The organism is Pseudomonas sp. BF-RE-21, assembly GCF_019947305.1.
GTDB lineage: Bacteria > Pseudomonadota > Gammaproteobacteria > Pseudomonadales > Pseudomonadaceae > Aquipseudomonas > Aquipseudomonas migulae.
On record NZ_JAGYGF010000024.1, the window covers coordinates 42,919 to 58,807 of the forward strand.

Annotated in this window: 12 protein-coding genes and 1 pseudogene; 10 read left to right on the plus strand and 3 right to left on the minus strand. The window is 59.5% G+C overall.

Annotated features, from left to right (window positions below):
- Nucleotides 1-680: 680 nt before the first annotated feature.
- Nucleotides 681-1,403, minus strand: coding sequence for a tellurite resistance TerB family protein (locus KGB25_RS17060; RefSeq protein WP_223435953.1), 723 nt, complete (start codon nucleotides 1,401-1,403; stop codon nucleotides 681-683).
- Between the two features lie 187 nt (nucleotides 1,404-1,590).
- Between KGB25_RS17060 and KGB25_RS17065 the strand changes: the two genes are divergently transcribed.
- The 8 genes from KGB25_RS17065 to KGB25_RS17100 all read left to right on the plus strand — a co-directional run bounded on the left by KGB25_RS17065 (nucleotide 1,591) and on the right by KGB25_RS17100 (nucleotide 11,696).
- Nucleotides 1,591-2,505 (plus strand): LysR family transcriptional regulator, encoded by a 915-nt coding sequence (locus tag KGB25_RS17065; RefSeq protein ID WP_008029741.1) that lies wholly within the window; start codon nucleotides 1,591-1,593, stop codon nucleotides 2,503-2,505.
- Between the two features lie 100 nt (nucleotides 2,506-2,605).
- Nucleotides 2,606-4,093, plus strand: coding sequence for a gamma-aminobutyraldehyde dehydrogenase (locus KGB25_RS17070; RefSeq protein WP_207286432.1), 1,488 nt, complete (start codon nucleotides 2,606-2,608; stop codon nucleotides 4,091-4,093).
- Nucleotides 4,094-4,315: 222 nt separating this feature from the next.
- Nucleotides 4,316-5,467 carry a putative ABC transporter substrate-binding protein YdcS gene (gene ydcS / locus KGB25_RS17075; RefSeq protein ID WP_008029736.1) on the plus strand — a complete coding sequence of 384 codons (1,152 nt, stop codon included), beginning with the start codon at nucleotides 4,316-4,318 and terminating at the stop codon, nucleotides 5,465-5,467.
- A gap of 121 nt (nucleotides 5,468-5,588) precedes the next feature.
- Nucleotides 5,589-6,626, plus strand: coding sequence for an ABC transporter ATP-binding protein (locus KGB25_RS17080; RefSeq protein ID WP_008029734.1), 1,038 nt, complete (start codon nucleotides 5,589-5,591; stop codon nucleotides 6,624-6,626).
- A 1-nt stretch (nucleotide 6,627) separates the two neighbouring features.
- A complete protein-coding gene (locus tag KGB25_RS17085) occupies nucleotides 6,628-7,575 on the plus strand; it encodes an ABC transporter permease (protein ID WP_008042342.1) in 948 nt (315 codons plus the stop codon).
- Nucleotides 7,565-8,374, plus strand: a complete 810-nt coding sequence (locus KGB25_RS17090; protein ID WP_223435955.1) for an ABC transporter permease — start codon at nucleotides 7,565-7,567, stop codon at nucleotides 8,372-8,374. Before KGB25_RS17085 ends, KGB25_RS17090 begins: the two co-directional genes overlap by 11 nt.
- Nucleotides 8,375-8,534: 160 nt before the next feature.
- Nucleotides 8,535-9,959, plus strand: a complete 1,425-nt coding sequence (locus tag KGB25_RS17095) for a gamma-aminobutyraldehyde dehydrogenase (RefSeq protein ID WP_008029727.1) — start codon at nucleotides 8,535-8,537, stop codon at nucleotides 9,957-9,959.
- Nucleotides 9,960-10,211: 252 nt separating this feature from the next.
- Nucleotides 10,212-11,696, plus strand: coding sequence for an APC family permease (locus tag KGB25_RS17100; protein ID WP_223435958.1), 1,485 nt, complete (start codon nucleotides 10,212-10,214; stop codon nucleotides 11,694-11,696).
- Nucleotides 11,697-11,753: 57 nt separating this feature from the next.
- Here KGB25_RS17100 and KGB25_RS17105 read toward each other — a convergent pair whose 3' ends face one another.
- A complete protein-coding gene (locus tag KGB25_RS17105; RefSeq protein ID WP_223435972.1) occupies nucleotides 11,754-12,380 on the minus strand; it encodes an RloB family protein in 627 nt (208 codons plus the stop codon).
- A 2-nt stretch (nucleotides 12,381-12,382) separates the two neighbouring features.
- Entirely contained in the window at nucleotides 12,383-13,633 is a 1,251-nt protein-coding gene (locus KGB25_RS17110; protein ID WP_223435960.1) for an AAA family ATPase, read from the minus strand.
- Between the two features lie 284 nt (nucleotides 13,634-13,917).
- Here KGB25_RS17110 and KGB25_RS17115 point away from each other — a divergent pair.
- Nucleotides 13,918-14,037 (plus strand): annotated as a pseudogene (locus tag KGB25_RS17115) (phage antirepressor protein); the annotation flags it as partial.
- Nucleotides 14,038-14,642: 605 nt separating this feature from the next.
- Nucleotides 14,643-15,866: a type II and III secretion system protein family protein gene (locus KGB25_RS17120; RefSeq protein WP_223435962.1), complete on the plus strand. Its 1,224-nt coding sequence runs from the start codon at nucleotides 14,643-14,645 to the stop codon at nucleotides 15,864-15,866.
- Nucleotides 15,867-15,889 lie beyond the last annotated feature (23 nt).

The window sequence follows — 15,889 nt, forward strand, 5'->3', positions numbered from 1 at the left end:
CGGTTCACATCTCGGCGAATGAGGGTTGTGGCGGGGCTGAAAAGGCTATCGCCAGCAAGCTGGCTCCTACAGGGGAACGGTGTCGGGCATGCATGTTGTGCGCGCCGCAATTCCCTTGCCGGCGATGGCGGCCTTGAAGGACGGTGCAGGATTTGAGGGCCTCATCGCCAGCAAGCTGGCTCCTACAGGTGGTCGGTGTCGGGCACGAGTGTTGTGCGCACCGAAGTTCCCTTGTAGGAGCCGGCTTGCCGGCGATGGCGGTCTTGAGGGCGGTGCTGGATTTTAGGGCCTCATCGCCAGCAAGCCGGCTCCTACAGGTGGTGGCGTCGGGCACGAATGTTGTGCGCGCCGAAAATACCTTGTAGGAGCCGGCTTGCTGGCGATGGCGGGCTTGAGGGCGGGGCAGGATTTTAGGGCCTCATCGCCAGCAAGCCGGCTCCTACAGGTGGTCGGTGTCGGGCACGAGTGTTGTGCGCACCGCAATTCCCTTGTAGGAGCTGGCTTGCCGGCGATGGCGGTCTTGAGGGCGGGGCAGGATTTGAGGGCCTCATCGCCGGCAAGCCGGCTCCTACAGGTGTTCGGTGTCGGGCACGAGTGTTGTGCGCACCGAAGTTCCCTTGTAGGAGCCGGCTTGCCGGCGATGGCGGTCTAGGGAGCGAAACAGGATTTGAAGCCGGTTTCTACATGGAAGCCTGGCGCACCTGTTTTTCCAGCTCGACCTTCAACGCTGGCTCAAGCTTGAGTTGGCGCGCCAGTTCGTCCAGGTAAGACTTCTCCATGAAGTTCTCCTCGTCCACCAGCATCACGCTCGCGATGTACATCTCGGCCGCCATTTCCGGGGTGCTGGCGGCGCGCGCAACATCGGTTGGATCCAGCGGTTTGTTCAGTTCGGCGTGCAGCCAGTGTTGGAGTTCCTGATCATTGTCGAGTTTGGTGAACTCGCCTTCGATCAACGCGCGTTCGCGCGCGTCGACATGACCATCAGCCTTGGCCGCCGCCACCAGCGCCTTGAGAATCGCCTGGCTATGTTGCTCGACCTGCGCCGTCGGCACGCGGTCCACGGTTTGCGGCTCTTGCTTCGGTGCAGTGCCCTGCTGGGCCTGCCAGTTGCCGTAAGCCTTGTAGGCAATCACGCCCAATGCCGCGAGGCCGCCGTAGACAGCGACTTTGCCGCCGACTTTGCGAGCCTTCTTGTTACCCATCAACAGGCCCATCGCGCCAGCGGCCAATGCACCGCCACCCGCGCCTGACAACAAACTGCCAAGGCCGCCCGAACCACCGCCACCACCAAGCAATCCGCCCAACCCAGCGCTGGACGCCTTGTTCTGCGCGCCACCGGTCTTGTTCTGCAACAGGTCCTGGCCGGATTTGAGTAATTGATCGAGCAATCCACGGGTATTCATTCTTGCCGCCTCCACAAAAGGGGTTAACCGGACACATAAGGCCACCAGCCTAGATCGAAAGTGCCCAGCCCTTCCCGGCGAGAGTGCTTCCAGATGTTGCTCACCTTCTGTAACGCTAAAAAGCCCATCGATTAAAAAGATATACACTCAAGCGAATCTATAAAAACCGCCCACCGGGTACTTCTTCATGATGACTTTGCGTCAAATTCGTCATTTCATCGCCGTGGCCGAGACCGGCTCGATCTCTGCCGCCGCGCAAACCGCGTTCATTTCCCAATCGACATTGACCCTGGCCATCCAGCAACTGGAGCAGGAAATCGGCGTCGGGCTGTTCAACCGCCATGCCAAGGGCATGACGCTGACCCACCAGGGTCATCAGTTCCTACGCCAGGCACACCTGATTCTGGCAACGGTGGACAACGCCAAACGCAGCCTGCAACAAAGCACCGATCAAGTCGCCGGGCAGTTGATCGTCGGTGTAACCAGTCTCGTCGCCGGTTATTACCTCGCGGACCTGCTCACCCGCTTTCAACGCGCCTACCCCAACGTCGAGATCCGCGTGATGGAGGACGAACGCCCGTACATCGAGCATTTGCTGGTCAGCGGCGAGATCGATGTCGGTGTGCTGATCCTCTCCAACCTCGAAGACCGCCACGCCCTGCAAACGGAAGTGCTGACCCATTCGCCCCACCGTTTATGGCTGCCGGCCCAGCATCCGCTGCTGGAACACGACAGCATCAACCTGGCCGACGTCGCCCGTGAGCCGCTGATTCAACTGAACGTTGATGAAATGGACCGCAACGCCCAGCGCATGTGGTCGGCAGCATCGCTTCAACCGCGCATCACCCTTAAAACCGCCTCCACAGAAGCGGTACGAAGCCTGGTGGCCGCCGGATTGGGCGTGTCGATCCAGCCCGACATGACCTATCGCCCCTGGTCATTGGAGGGCGACATCATCGAAGCGCGGCCGATTGCCGACCTGAGCCAGACCCTCGACGTCGGCCTGGCCTGGCGCCGCGGCACGGCGCGTCCGGCACTGGTCGACCCGTTCCTGACCGTCGCGCGCGAGCAGCCCCACGGCGGGCGCAAGCCATCTATTTAATCGAACGCCACCTTCAGTATTTAGTATTTGTCGACCTCGGATCCGGGCACTAGTCTTGGAACATCTATAAGACGGCCGGGCCCCAGTCACAGGGAGCAGCATGGCCACACAAGAAAAGAGAACCCGAAAAATGGCTGGCGCGCAGACCCCGTTGTTCACCGCGTTGTTGATCGATGGCGAACTGGTCGCGGGTCAGGGTTTTGTCGAACCAATCCTCAACCCGGCCACCGGTGAAGTGCTGACGCACATTGCCGAAGCCAGCACCGAGCAAGTCGAAGCCGCGATCCTCGCCGCGCACCGTGCGTTCGCCAGTTGGTCGCGAACCACGCCGCAGCAGCGCTCGAACCTGCTGCTGGACATCGCCAATGCCATCGAAAAACAAGCCGACCTGCTCGCCCGCCTCGAATCCCTGAACTGCGGCAAACCGTTGCACCTGGCGCGTCAGGACGACTTGAGCGCGACGGTCGACGTGTTCCGCTTCTTCGCCGGTGCGGTGCGCTGCCAGACCGGTCAGCTCAGCGGCGAATACCTGCCGGGTTATACCAGCATGGTGCGTCGCGATCCGATTGGCGTGGTCGCCTCGATTGCACCGTGGAACTACCCGATCATGATGGCCGCGTGGAAAATCGCCCCGGCCCTGGCTGCCGGCAACACGCTGGTGTTCAAGCCTTCCGAGCACACGCCGCTGTCGATCCTGGCCCTGGCGCCCGCGCTGGCCGAGATCCTCCCACGCGGCGTGATCAACATTATTTGCGGCGGCGGTGAAGGCGTGGGCAGCCACTTGGTCAGCCACCCGAAAATCCGCATGGTGTCGCTGACCGGCGATATCGTCACCGGGCAAAAAATCCTGCAGGCCGCAGCGAAAACCCTGAAGCGTACGCACCTCGAACTCGGCGGCAAGGCCCCGGTGATTGTCTGCAACGATGCCGACATTCAGGCGGTGGTCGAAGGCGTGCGCACGTACGGTTACTACAACGCCGGCCAGGATTGCACCGCCGCTTGCCGCATTTATGCCCAGGCCGGCATTCATGACCGTCTGGTGGCCGAACTCGGCGCGGCGGTCAGCAGCCTGCGCTTCGCCGGCAAACGCGATGCCGACAACGAAATAGGGCCGCTGATCAGCACCCGCCAGCGCGACCGCGTGGCCAGTTTCGTCGAACGCGCCCTGGGTCAGCCACACATCGAGCGCGTGACCGGCGCGGCCGTGCACTCCGGCGCCGGCTTCTATTACCAACCGACGCTGCTGGCCGGCTGCAAGCAGAGCGATGAAATCGTCCAGCGCGAAGTGTTCGGGCCGGTGGTCACCGTGACCCGCTTCGATGGGCTCGAACAAGCCGTGGACTGGGCCAACGATTCGGAATACGGCCTGGCTTCCTCGATCTGGACCCAGAACCTGGACAAGGCGATGCAGGTCGCCGCGCGCTTGCAGTACGGCTGCACCTGGATCAACAGCCATTTCATGCTGGTCAGCGAAATGCCCCATGGCGGCCTGAAACGCTCGGGCTACGGCAAAGACCTGTCCAGCGATTCGCTTCAGGACTACAGCGTGGTGCGGCACATCATGGCGCGCCACGGACAGCATTTATAAAAGCGCACTACGCTAACAATTAGCCGTAAAGGCATTAGCGCAGAAACGCTGGAACACCGCGAATCCCTTGTAGGAGCCGGCTTGCCGGCGAAGGCGTCCGAAAGACATCGCAAGGCTTAAAGGCCTCTTCGCCGGCAAGCCGGCTCCTACAAGGGCCGTGTTTACAACGCTGAACCACGTTCAAAACTGCCCCGACCATAATTTAAAGAAGAGGGAATTCCCATGTTCGTGCACAAGACCGCACTGCTCAGTGCAATCACCACAGCGCTGTTGGCCAGCGCCAGTATCCAGGCCGCCGAACCGCTGAAAGCCGTCGGTGCCGGCGAAGGTCAGCTGGATATCGTGGCTTGGCCCGGCTACATCGAACGTGGCGAAAGCGACAAGGCCTACGACTGGGTGACCAGTTTCGAGAAGGAAACCGGCTGCAAGGTCAACGTCAAAACAGCCGCCACTTCCGATGAGATGGTCAGCCTGATGTCCAAGGGCGGTTACGACCTGGTGACCGCATCGGGCGACGCGTCGCTGCGGTTGATCGTTGGCAAACGCGTGCAGCCGATCAACACCGCGTTGATTCCGAACTGGAAGAACATCGACCCGCGCCTGAAGGATGGCCAGTGGTACGTCGTCAACAAACAAACCTACGGCACCCCGTATCAGTGGGGCCCGAACGTGTTGATGTACAACACCAACGTCTTCAAGACCGCCCCGGACAGCTGGGGTGTGGTGTTCGAGGAACAGAACCTGCCGGACGGCAAGTCCAACAAGGGCCGGGTCCAGGCCTACGACGGTCCGATCTACATCGCCGATGCAGCGCTCTATCTCAAGGCGAAACGGCCGGAACTGGGGATCAAGGACCCGTACCAGCTCAACGAAGAACAGTACAAGGCCGCGCTGGACCTGCTTCGCAAGCAACAGCCTCTGATCCACCGCTACTGGCATGACGCGACCGTGCAGATGAGTGACGTCAAGAACGAAGGCGTCGTGGCGTCCAGCACCTGGGGCTACATGGTCAACGGTCTGGTGGCAGACAAGCAGCCGGTGGCCTCGGTCATTCCAAAAGAAGGTGCAACGGGCTGGGCCGACACCACCATGCTGCACGCCGACGCCAAGCACCCGAACTGCGCTTACAAGTGGATGGACCATTCGCTGCAACCGAAAGTCCAGGGTGACCTGGCCGCCTGGTTCGGTTCGTTGCCGTCGGTTCCGGCGGGGTGCAAAGAGAGCGAACTGCTCGGTGCCGAAGGCTGCAAGACCAACGGTTTCGACCAGTTCGACAAGATCGCCTTCTGGAAAACCCCGCAGGCTGAAGGCGGCAAGTTCGTGCCGTACAGCCGCTGGACCCAGGATTACATCGCGATCATGGGCGGTCGCTGACGCCTGAAGGTCCTTCGGACCTTATCGCCGGCCAGCCGGCTCCTACAAAGTACGCGTACCCCCTGTAGGAGCTGGCTTGCCAGCGATGCTTTTCAGATTTGATATTTCGGAGCACCGCACCATGACGCTTGCAGTCCAGTTCACCAACGTTTCCCGTCTGTTCGGCGAAGTGAAAGCCGTAGACCGGGTTTCCATCGACATCCAGGACGGCGAGTTCTTCTCCATGCTGGGCCCTTCCGGCTCGGGCAAAACCACGTGTTTGCGCCTGATCGCCGGTTTCGAACAACCGAGCGCAGGCTCGATCCGGATTCACGGCAATGAAGCCGCCGGGCTGCCGCCGTACGAGCGTGACGTCAACACGGTGTTTCAGGATTACGCCCTGTTCCCGCACATGAACGTACTCGACAACGTCGCCTACGGTTTGAAAGTCAAAGGCGTCGGCAAGGCTGAACGCCAGAAACGCGCTGAAGAAGCCCTCGACATGGTCGCCCTCGGCGGCTACGGCGCGCGCAAACCGGTGCAACTGTCTGGCGGTCAGCGCCAGCGTGTGGCCCTGGCCCGCGCATTGGTCAATCGCCCACGGGTGCTGCTGCTCGACGAACCGCTGGGCGCCCTCGACTTGAAGCTTCGCGAGCAAATGCAGAGCGAGCTGAAAAAGCTGCAACGCCAGCTCGGCATCACCTTCATCTTCGTCACCCACGACCAGACCGAAGCGCTGTCGATGTCTGACCGTGTGGCAGTCTTCAACAAGGGGCGCATCGAACAAGTCGATACCCCGCGCAACCTCTACATGAAACCGGCAACCACTTTTGTCGCGGAATTCGTCGGTACCTCCAACGTGATTCGCGGCGATCTGGCGCAGCAGCTCAGCGGCAATCCGCAGCCGTTTTCGATTCGCCCGGAACACGTGCGTTTCGCCGACGGCCCGTTGGCCAGCCACGAAATCGAAGTCAGTGGTTTGCTCCACGACGTTCAGTACCAGGGCAGCGCCACCCGTTATGAACTGAAGCTGGAAAACGGCCAGACCCTGAACATCAGCCAGGCCAACAATCAATGGCTGGACGTCAGCGCGCAACATCAGACCGGGCAACGCATCAGCGCACGCTGGGCACGGGAAGCGATGATCCCGCTGCACGACACCGTTGCCGGCGGGGTGTGAGATGACCAGCGTGGCTCTCCCTCAAACCCCGGCCGGCGGCTCGCCGTTACGCAGGTTTTCCAACCTGCTGTATCGCCGGCCGAACTTTTACCTGTCGCTGCTGCTGGTGCCGCCGTTGTTGTGGTTCGGCGCGATTTACCTCGGTTCGCTGCTGGTGCTGTTGTGGCAAGGCTTCTACACCTTCGACGACTTCACCATGGCGGTCACGCCCGACCTGACCCTGGCGAACTTCACCGCGCTGTTCCAGCCGTCGAACTTCGACATCATTCTGCGCACCCTGAGCATGGCCGTCGTGGTCTCGATTGCCAGCGCCATTGTCGCGTTCCCGATTGCCTACTACATGGCGCGCTACACCACCGGCAAGACCAAGGCGTTTTTCTACATCGCGGTAATGATGCCGATGTGGGCCAGTTACATCGTCAAGGCGTATGCGTGGACGTTGCTGCTGGCCAAGGGCGGCGTGGCGCAGTGGTTCGTTCAACACTTGGGACTGGAGCCGGTGTTGCAATTTGTGCTGGGCATTCCGGGCGTGGGTGGCAGCACCTTGTCGACCTCGCACCTGGGGCGCTTCATGGTGTTCGTCTACATCTGGCTGCCGTTCATGATCCTGCCGATTCAGGCCTCGCTGGAACGCCTGCCGCCGTCGTTGCTGCAAGCCTCCGCCGACCTCGGCGCCAAGCCGCGCCAGACCTTTATGCAGGTGATTCTGCCGTTGTCGATTCCGGGCATCGCCGCCGGGTCGATCTTCACGTTTTCGCTGACCCTGGGCGACTTCATCGTGCCGCAACTGGTGGGCCCGCCGGGGTACTTCGTCGGCAGCATGGTGTACGCCCAACAAGGCGCGATCGGCAACATGCCAATGGCCGCGGCGTTCACGCTGGTGCCGATTGTGTTGATCGCCATTTACCTGACCATCGTCAAACGACTGGGGGCCTTCGATGCACTCTGAGAAAGCTTCTTTGGGTCTGCGCATCGCAGCCTGGGGCGGGTTGGTGTTTCTGCACTTCCCGATCCTGATCATCTTCCTCTACGCGTTCAACACCGAAGACGCGGCGTTCAGCTTTCCACCCAAGGGCTTCACCCTGAAGTGGATCAGCGTGGCGTTCGCGCGGCCGGATGTACTGGAAGCGATCAAGCTGTCGCTGCAGATCGCCTCCGTCGCGACGTTGATCGCGTTGGTGCTCGGCACGCTGGCGTCGGCGGCGTTGTACCGGCGGGATTTCTTCGGCAAGCAAGGCATCTCGCTGATGCTGATTTTGCCGATCGCGTTGCCGGGGATCATCACCGGGATCGCGCTGTTGGCGACCTTCAAGACGCTGGGCATCGAGCCGGGGATGTTCACCATCATCGTCGGCCACGCGACCTTCTGTGTGGTGATCGTCTACAACAACGTCATCGCCCGGTTGCGCCGCACTTCACACAGTTTGATCGAAGCCTCGATGGACCTCGGCGCCGATGGCTGGCAGACCTTCCGCTACATCGTCCTGCCGAACCTCGGCTCGGCGTTGCTGGCCGGCGGCATGCTCGCGTTTGCGCTGTCGTTCGACGAAATCATCGTCACCACCTTCACCGCCGGCCATGAACGCACCCTGCCGCTGTGGCTGCTCAACCAGCTCAGCCGCCCACGGGACGTGCCGGTGACCAACGTCGTCGCAATGCTGGTGATGATGGTGACCATGCTGCCGATTCTCGGCGCCTATTACCTGACCCGTGGTGGTGAAAGCGTGGCGGGGAGTGGCGGGAAGTAACGAACAACTCAATATCCACTGTAGAAACCGAATCCTGTGTAGGAGCGAGGCTTGCCCGCGAAGGCGTCCTCGAGAGCGCCAAAAGCTTCGCGGGCAAGCCTCGCTCCTACACAGGATCCGGTTTCGGCAGAAAAATAATAGATTCAAAGAGGACAACGCCATGCAAACCAAACTCTTGATCAACGGCCAACTGCTCGACGGCGAAGGCCCCGCCCAACCGGTGTTCAACCCGGCCCTCGGTCGTGTGCTGGTGGAAATCAACGAAGCCAGCGAAGCCCAGGTCGACGCTGCCGTACGCGCTGCCGATGCCGCGTTCGAAAGCTGGTCGCACACCCCGCCGAAAGAGCGCTCGCTGTTACTGCTCAAACTTGCCGACGCCATCGAAGCACACGGCGAAGAGCTGGCCAAACTCGAATCCGACAACTGCGGCAAACCCTACAGCGCTGCGCTGAACGACGAAATCCCGGCGATTGCCGACGTGTTCCGTTTCTTCGCCGGCGCCAGCCGCTGCATGAGCGGTTCGGCAGGCGGTGAATACCTGGCCGGGCACACCTCGATGATCCGCCGCGACCCGGTGGGCGTGATCGCCTCCATCGCGCCGTGGAACTACCCGTTGATGATGGTCGCCTGGAAAATCGCCCCGGCCCTCGCCGCCGGTAATACCGTGGTGCTCAAGCCGTCGGAACAAACCCCGCTGACCGCGCTGCGCCTGGCACAACTGGCGTCGGAAATCTTCCCGGCCGGCGTACTCAACCTGGTATTCGGCCGTGGTCCTACCGTAGGCAGCCCGCTGGTCACCCACCCTAAAGTGCGCATGGTGTCGCTGACCGGCTCCATCGCCACTGGCTCGAACATCATTTCCAGCACCGCCGCCAGCGTCAAACGCATGCACATGGAACTGGGCGGCAAGGCCCCGGTGATCATCTTCGACGATGCCGACATTGATGCCGCCGTGGAAGGCATTCGCACCTTCGGCTTCTACAACGCCGGCCAGGACTGCACCGCCGCGTGCCGCATCTACGCACAGGCCGGCATCTACGAAAAATTCGTCGAGAAGCTCGGCGCGGCAGTCAGCAGCATCAAGTACGGCGTGCAGGATGATCCGTCGACCGAACTTGGCCCGCTGATCACCGCGCAGCATCGCGACCGGGTAGCCGGGTTCGTCGACCGCGCCGTAGCGCAACCGCACATTCGCCTGATCACTGGCGGCAAGGCAGTTGAAGGCAACGGTTTCTTCTTCGAACCAACGGTGCTGGCCGATGCACAGCAGGACGACGAAATCGTCCGCCGCGAGGTATTCGGGCCGGTGGTGTCGGTGACCAAATTCAGCGATGAAGCTCAGGTGCTCGGTTGGGCCAACGATTCGGACTACGGCCTGGCGTCGTCGGTGTGGACCTCGGACGTCGGCCGCGCACATCGCCTGTCGGCACGCTTGCAGTACGGCTGCACCTGGGTGAACACGCACTTCATGCTGGTCAGCGAAATGCCCCATGGCGGTCAGAAACTGTCCGGGTACGGGAAGGACATGTCGATGTATGGGTTGGAGGATTACACCGTTGTGCGGCATGTGATGTTCAAGCACTAAAAGCATCGCCGGCAAGCCGGCTCCTACAATGTTTTGCGCCGTTCACATCATTGGCGCACGGCACAAAATCTGTAGGAGCCAGCTTGCTGGCGATGGTGTCACCTCGGTTTCAAGGTAGAAACCGTCAATACGCACCACCAGGCTTCAACGCCAGACCAAAAAAACAATAACCACCGATCCGGGCAGCGCCATCACGGCCCTGTCACGGTTTCGGACATCCGAAATCTGCCGATTTTCCGGAGCTAACACACCATGAGTGCACTACCTGAATTCTCCGCAGCCGTTGCCGACAGCGATGCCGAGCAACTCCGAAAGCTGGGTTACACCTCCAACTTCAACCGCAGCATGAGCCTGTGGGAAAACTTCGCCCTGGGCTTCACTTACCTCTCACCGGTCGTAGGGGTTTATACCCTCTTCGGCCTGTGCCTGGCCGCCGGTGGACCACCGATGTTCTGGGCGTATTTGCTGGTCGGTTGCGGCCAATTGCTGGTGTGCCTGATCTTCGGTGAAGTGGTCTCGCAGTTCCCGATTTCTGGTGGTGTTTACCCATGGGCTCGCCGTTTGGTGGGCAAACGCTGGGCGTGGATGGTCGGCTGGATCTACTCCATCGCCCTGTGCGTGACCATCGCCGCCGTTGCGGTTGGTGCCGGGCCTTACCTTGCCGCGATGATGGGCTTCGAACCGAGCAACAACACCAACATCGTCATCGCCCTGGTGCTGACCCTGTTCGCCACGCTGGTCAACCTCAGCGGCACCAAAGTGCTGGCGCGAATCGCCATGTTCGGCTTCCTCTGCGAACTGGTCGGCGCGGTGATCGTCGGCATGTACCTGCTGGTTTTCGAACGTCATCAATCGATCAGCGTGTTGTTCAACACCTTCGACATCAGCGTTGACGGCTCTTATCTGCCGGCCTTCCTCACCGCCTCGCTGGCGGGGATGTTCCTGTACTACGGCTTCGAGGCCTGCGGCGACGTGGCCGAAGAAACCCCGAACCCGAGCAAGAAAATCCCGGTGGCCATGCGCATGACCATCTACATCGGCGGCGTTGCGGCGATGTTTGCTTGCCTGGCGCTGATCCTCGCCGTGCCGGACATGCAAGCGGTGATCAACGGCACCGACAAAGACCCGGTCGGCACCATCCTCAACAACGCCTTCGGCCCGGTCGGTTCGAAAATGGTCATGGGCGTGGTGATGATTTCCTTCATCTCCTGCGTCATCAGCCTGCAAGCGGCGGCGAGTCGTCTGCTGTATTCCTACGCCCGGGACGAAATGGTCATCGGCAGCTCACTGCTGAAAAAGATTTCACCTACAACCCAGGTTCCGGTTGCTGCGCTGTTCGTCTCCGGCGTCCTGCCGGCGCTGATCATCATTCTGGGCTTCTTCCTGCAAGACGCCGTGGCCACCATCGTCAGTTTCGCAGCGATCGGCATCTACCTCGCGTTCCAGATGATCGTCCTCGCAGCCCTTTATGCCCGTCTGAAAGGCTGGAAACCGAGCGGCAAATTCACCCTCGGCGCCTGGGGCTGGGCGGTGAACATCGGCGCGCTGGTCTACGGCGTCGGCGCCATCATCAACATGGCCTGGCCGCGCACACCGGATGCGGCGTGGTACATCAACTATGCGATGGTGCTGAGCACGGCGATCGTGATTGGCTTGGGGTTGGTTTATATGTGGATTGCCAAGCCGTATGACCATGGTACGGCGCCTGCGGGGGATGCCTGGAAGGTTAGTCACTAAGGCATTTGCTCTTCAATCGACAGCCTGCCCGCAGCAATGTGGGCAGGCTTCATGTTGCTAGAGAGTCTGCGGTTTGGAGAGTGCTTCGAATTCATCCATCAGCAAATGAATCTCGGTGCTGGGGTTGGGTTCGCCACTAACCGCGACGTCCTCAAGAACCTTGGGGGCCAGGGTTCTCGCCTTTTGGAACGGCTCGCCCAGCAGTTGAGCGAAATAGTTGGTGTCTTTGCCCTTCTCGTATTTATCCATACTTGGTTTTTCTCTGAGGCTCCTGGTCACCAAGTCGCCCGGAGAGTTTTTCCCAACAGCTCTGAACGGCTTTCGATTGAATCCAAAGTGCAGAAGTAGCCAAAACTCAAAACAGGGGTATGAGGCAATAACGTGGATTTTTGGATGCGCCTTCGCCATATCGATGGCTCGTTCAAAGCATGGGTGCGTATCGCGATCCAGTGCACAAAACACCCTGTCGAACCACTTCTGACGTGCAATGGCTCTTTCCACGATGCCGCTTGGGTGTGTGACTCCGCAGTGGACGATCTCAACCAGGGCGTTGGCGCGAAAATAAAATGCGGCCTCTTGCAGATATCGTTTTCCTGACTGGCTGTCCTCACAGAGCACCAACACTTTAGGTTGAGGTTTAAATCGCGGTGCCTTTCGATCAAATGATCTTGCCGAGCGCACCATGGTCATCCCCGCCTTATCAGCGGTAGACCGCGGTATCGCCCCTCAAAATAGCGTTTCTCGATATCCTCGCCTTCTCGCCCCTCAAAATCGTGAACCGAAAACAGATCGGTTGAACCATTGGCATCGCGTTCGGTGATCCAGTACTGATCGCGTCGAAGCGTCTTGGCATCCATCAAGTGCATGTCGTGAGTAGTGAAAATCAACTGAGTGTCCCGCCCGCTGTCCAGGTGTTTCTCAATCAACTCCGCGACGATGGCGGGATGCAGGCTGCTGTCCAGTTCATCGACAGACAGCACCCCGCTCCCGTCTGCGTGATTGATCATGAACCACGGTAACCAGAACCCAATCAGGTTTTTGGTGCCGCCCGACTCCTCCGAAAAATCGAAGTCGGCGCCTCCCAAAAGACTTGTATGCGTCAGGGTCACTTTGTCTTTTTGGGCCGCAGCGAAAAATTCCTTAAGCGTGAGTTTTTTGTCCGTCGGGACGGAGTCCGCGTCGGTATTGAGCTGAATATTGGTCACCGGGATATCCACTGCTTTTAGAAAGTCTCGTAAGTCGCACGTGTAATTCGACGCCATCTGCAGAAACCTGATCGATGCGGCAGACAGGCCAATCATGTTGTTCTGCTCAATTACGAGAAGGCCGGTTTGAAACCAGCTGAACGGCCGACGCAACTGCGTCAGCTCTTCGCTGCTGTTTGCAACGGCCTGCGAAATAAACAGCATCTTGGGGCTGGTCAGGCGTTGCCAGGCTTTATGCACTTCTTTGCCGCCCTCAAGGCTTGGGCCGAAAACATACTTCTCGCCCTCCTCATCGAAACGACGTTCATAAAGCAGCGTTTCTTTGCCTTTTGGGTATGAAACCAATTGCTCTTCGGTTATCCGCTGTGCCGTCATGCGCAGAACAAACCGATAGCGAAGCCCACTCTGGATGAAGTTGTATTCAAAGAAGCTGGGGGTGTTCTTGAGTTGCGAGTCGAAACGAAACGGTGATACCGGGAGAGGTTCGTCATTTGACGAGGCTGAAGAAGCAAGCAAATGGCCCATGATTCCCATGGCCCGGACCAGCGAAGATTTGCCTGACGCGTTGGGTCCGTAAATGGCGGCCACTTTCAACAAGTCAGGCAGCTTTTCTCCCTCTACAGGTGACTTGAACACGTTACGTTTTTTACTCAGGCGCGGCGTTGCGGCCATGGTTAAGGTTTTCTTCTCGCGGAAGGAGCGGTAATTGGCCACTGAAAATTCGATCAACATGCAGTAAACCCGCAGTTCATGACTGAAAGCGGAAAACCTATAGGAAAAACTAGCTGTGCGGCGCGGTGCCTCTGCACTTCAAGTAAAAACAGGAAATTCCTACAGATCGAGCCTTCCTGAAAAGACTCTGATTCCTACGACAAGCATCGCCAGAGTAGGCTTGGCGCCGCGAGCGCCTGACCGATAGGCTTTGTCCCGTCGCTGCCAAATCAGCGGCCCGGGGTCGAAGCCGGTCAATCATCAACATGGCGCATCCGCACCACCATAGGACCTGGGACGTTTGATGGGGCGGCCTCTCGGTGCCGCTGCTGCACTGGCAAGATTCGGCGTGGATCAAGTGGCGGGATATGCCGGATCTGGTGCAGGCGCAACGACCGTTTCCGATCATGGGCATTTGCAGTTGAAGGCAGGTTGAGACATGAAAAAGGCCCGTTCAGCCTGACTGATAGGTCTTTTTTTTTCCTTCATTTCCCCCTCGGTATCAGCCAATCGCACTGCGCTACGACCTTGCCTGCACCGCTCACCCACCTGCCTTTCTACAGCTTTTGCACCCATGGTTTTTTTTAAAAATCATGGCACTTTGGTTTGATTGAACTACCGTCAAACAATAAGAAGTCATAACGGCTCCAGTTTCCAAGTTAGCTTCAATGATCAGATTGGCAAAAGGAGTTAGCTCACTATGATCATGGCAGGCGTATTCCGGCTCTGTACCTACATGGCCGTTTACTTTTCGGGGGGGGCAGGTCGGCGGACAGTAGCGTCCGTAACTGCCAGCGTCACTCTGGCGCGCAGTCCAGGTAACCGCCTCACTAAAAACCGTTTTAGCAAAGGTCGCTCGCTGTTCAGCCCGGTCAGCGAACTGCGCCCGCTCGTGTGTTGCACGCAAGGAATAACGCCAAAGCCATCGATAAGTGGTGTGGCGCATTGGGGGGGATAGTCCGATCCCCGTGAAGTGATCAGAGACAACTTTGTCTGCCTATAGATGGCCTATCCAGTGAGGATGCATTAAATGAGCCTTCGTCCCGCGCCCGCTTTCAAGAAAATTATCCATGGCCTGTTCTGGACGGGCCTCAGCGTGAATGCGGCTCAGGCCGCACCTGCCAATTGTTCGCAACTGGACAGTTGGTCGACAACGTTCGAGGTCGGTCAGGGGCTGCAGAATGAACTGCGCAGCCCCGTTCCGGTAACGCAACTGGCGGTGGGTGACCCGAAAATTGCCGACGTGCAACCCAGCGGCAACAACGCGTTCATACTCACGGGCATTGCACCGGGGACCACCAGCCTGATGGTCTGGACTGCCTGTTCGAAAACGCCGCGCCAAAGCATGGTGTTCGTCAAGGGTAAAGCCACATCGGCACTGACCAGCGTGCCGTCGGTGCCCTCCGACGACCCGCTGCTGCCGAGCCAGGTGCAGACCGATATCCGTTTCGTCGAAGTCAGCCGGACCAAGCTCAAGGAAGCTTCCGCCTCGATTTTCGGCATCCGTGGCAACTTCCTGTTCGGCTCGCCGAGAACCTTGCCCACCATCGGCGGCATTGTCACGCCCGCGATACCGGTGAACAACAACAACTTCAACCTCACGTTTGCTACCGGCAGTACCCTGGTGGCACTCAATGCGCTGGAAGGCAGTGGTTTCGCCTACACCCTGGCGCGGCCAAGCCTGGTAGCGCTCAGCGGGCAGAGTGCGAGCTTCCTGGCCGGCGGTGAAATACCGATTCCGGTGCCCAGTTCAGGCAGCGATAACGTGTCCATCGAGTACAAGGAGTTCGGTATCCGCCTGACGCTGACGCCGACCATCGTCGGGAAAAATCGTATCGCGCTGAAGGTGGCGCCGGAAGTCAGTGAACTGGACTTCACCAACGCCGTGAGCATCGCCGGCACGATAGTCCCGGCCCTGAGCGTGCGCCGTACCGATACCAGCATCTCCCTGGCCGACGGCGAGAGCTTCGTCATCAGCGGCCTGATCAGCTCCCGCAACAATTCCCAGGTGAACAAGTTTCCGGGGCTGGGCGATATCCCGGTTCTGGGCGCATTTTTCCGCGACAACACCATCAACCGTGAAGAGCGCGAACTGCTGATGATCGTCACCCCCCATCTGGTCCAGCCACTGGCTGCCAATGCAACACTACCGTCATTGCCTGGCGAACAGCTGCGCAATTACGACCCGAACTTCTACCGCATGTTTTTCCTGGAAAATGGCGACTTCGACAGTCTCAGCGGTCTCTCGCAATGATCCGGAGCCTGAACCAGACTCGC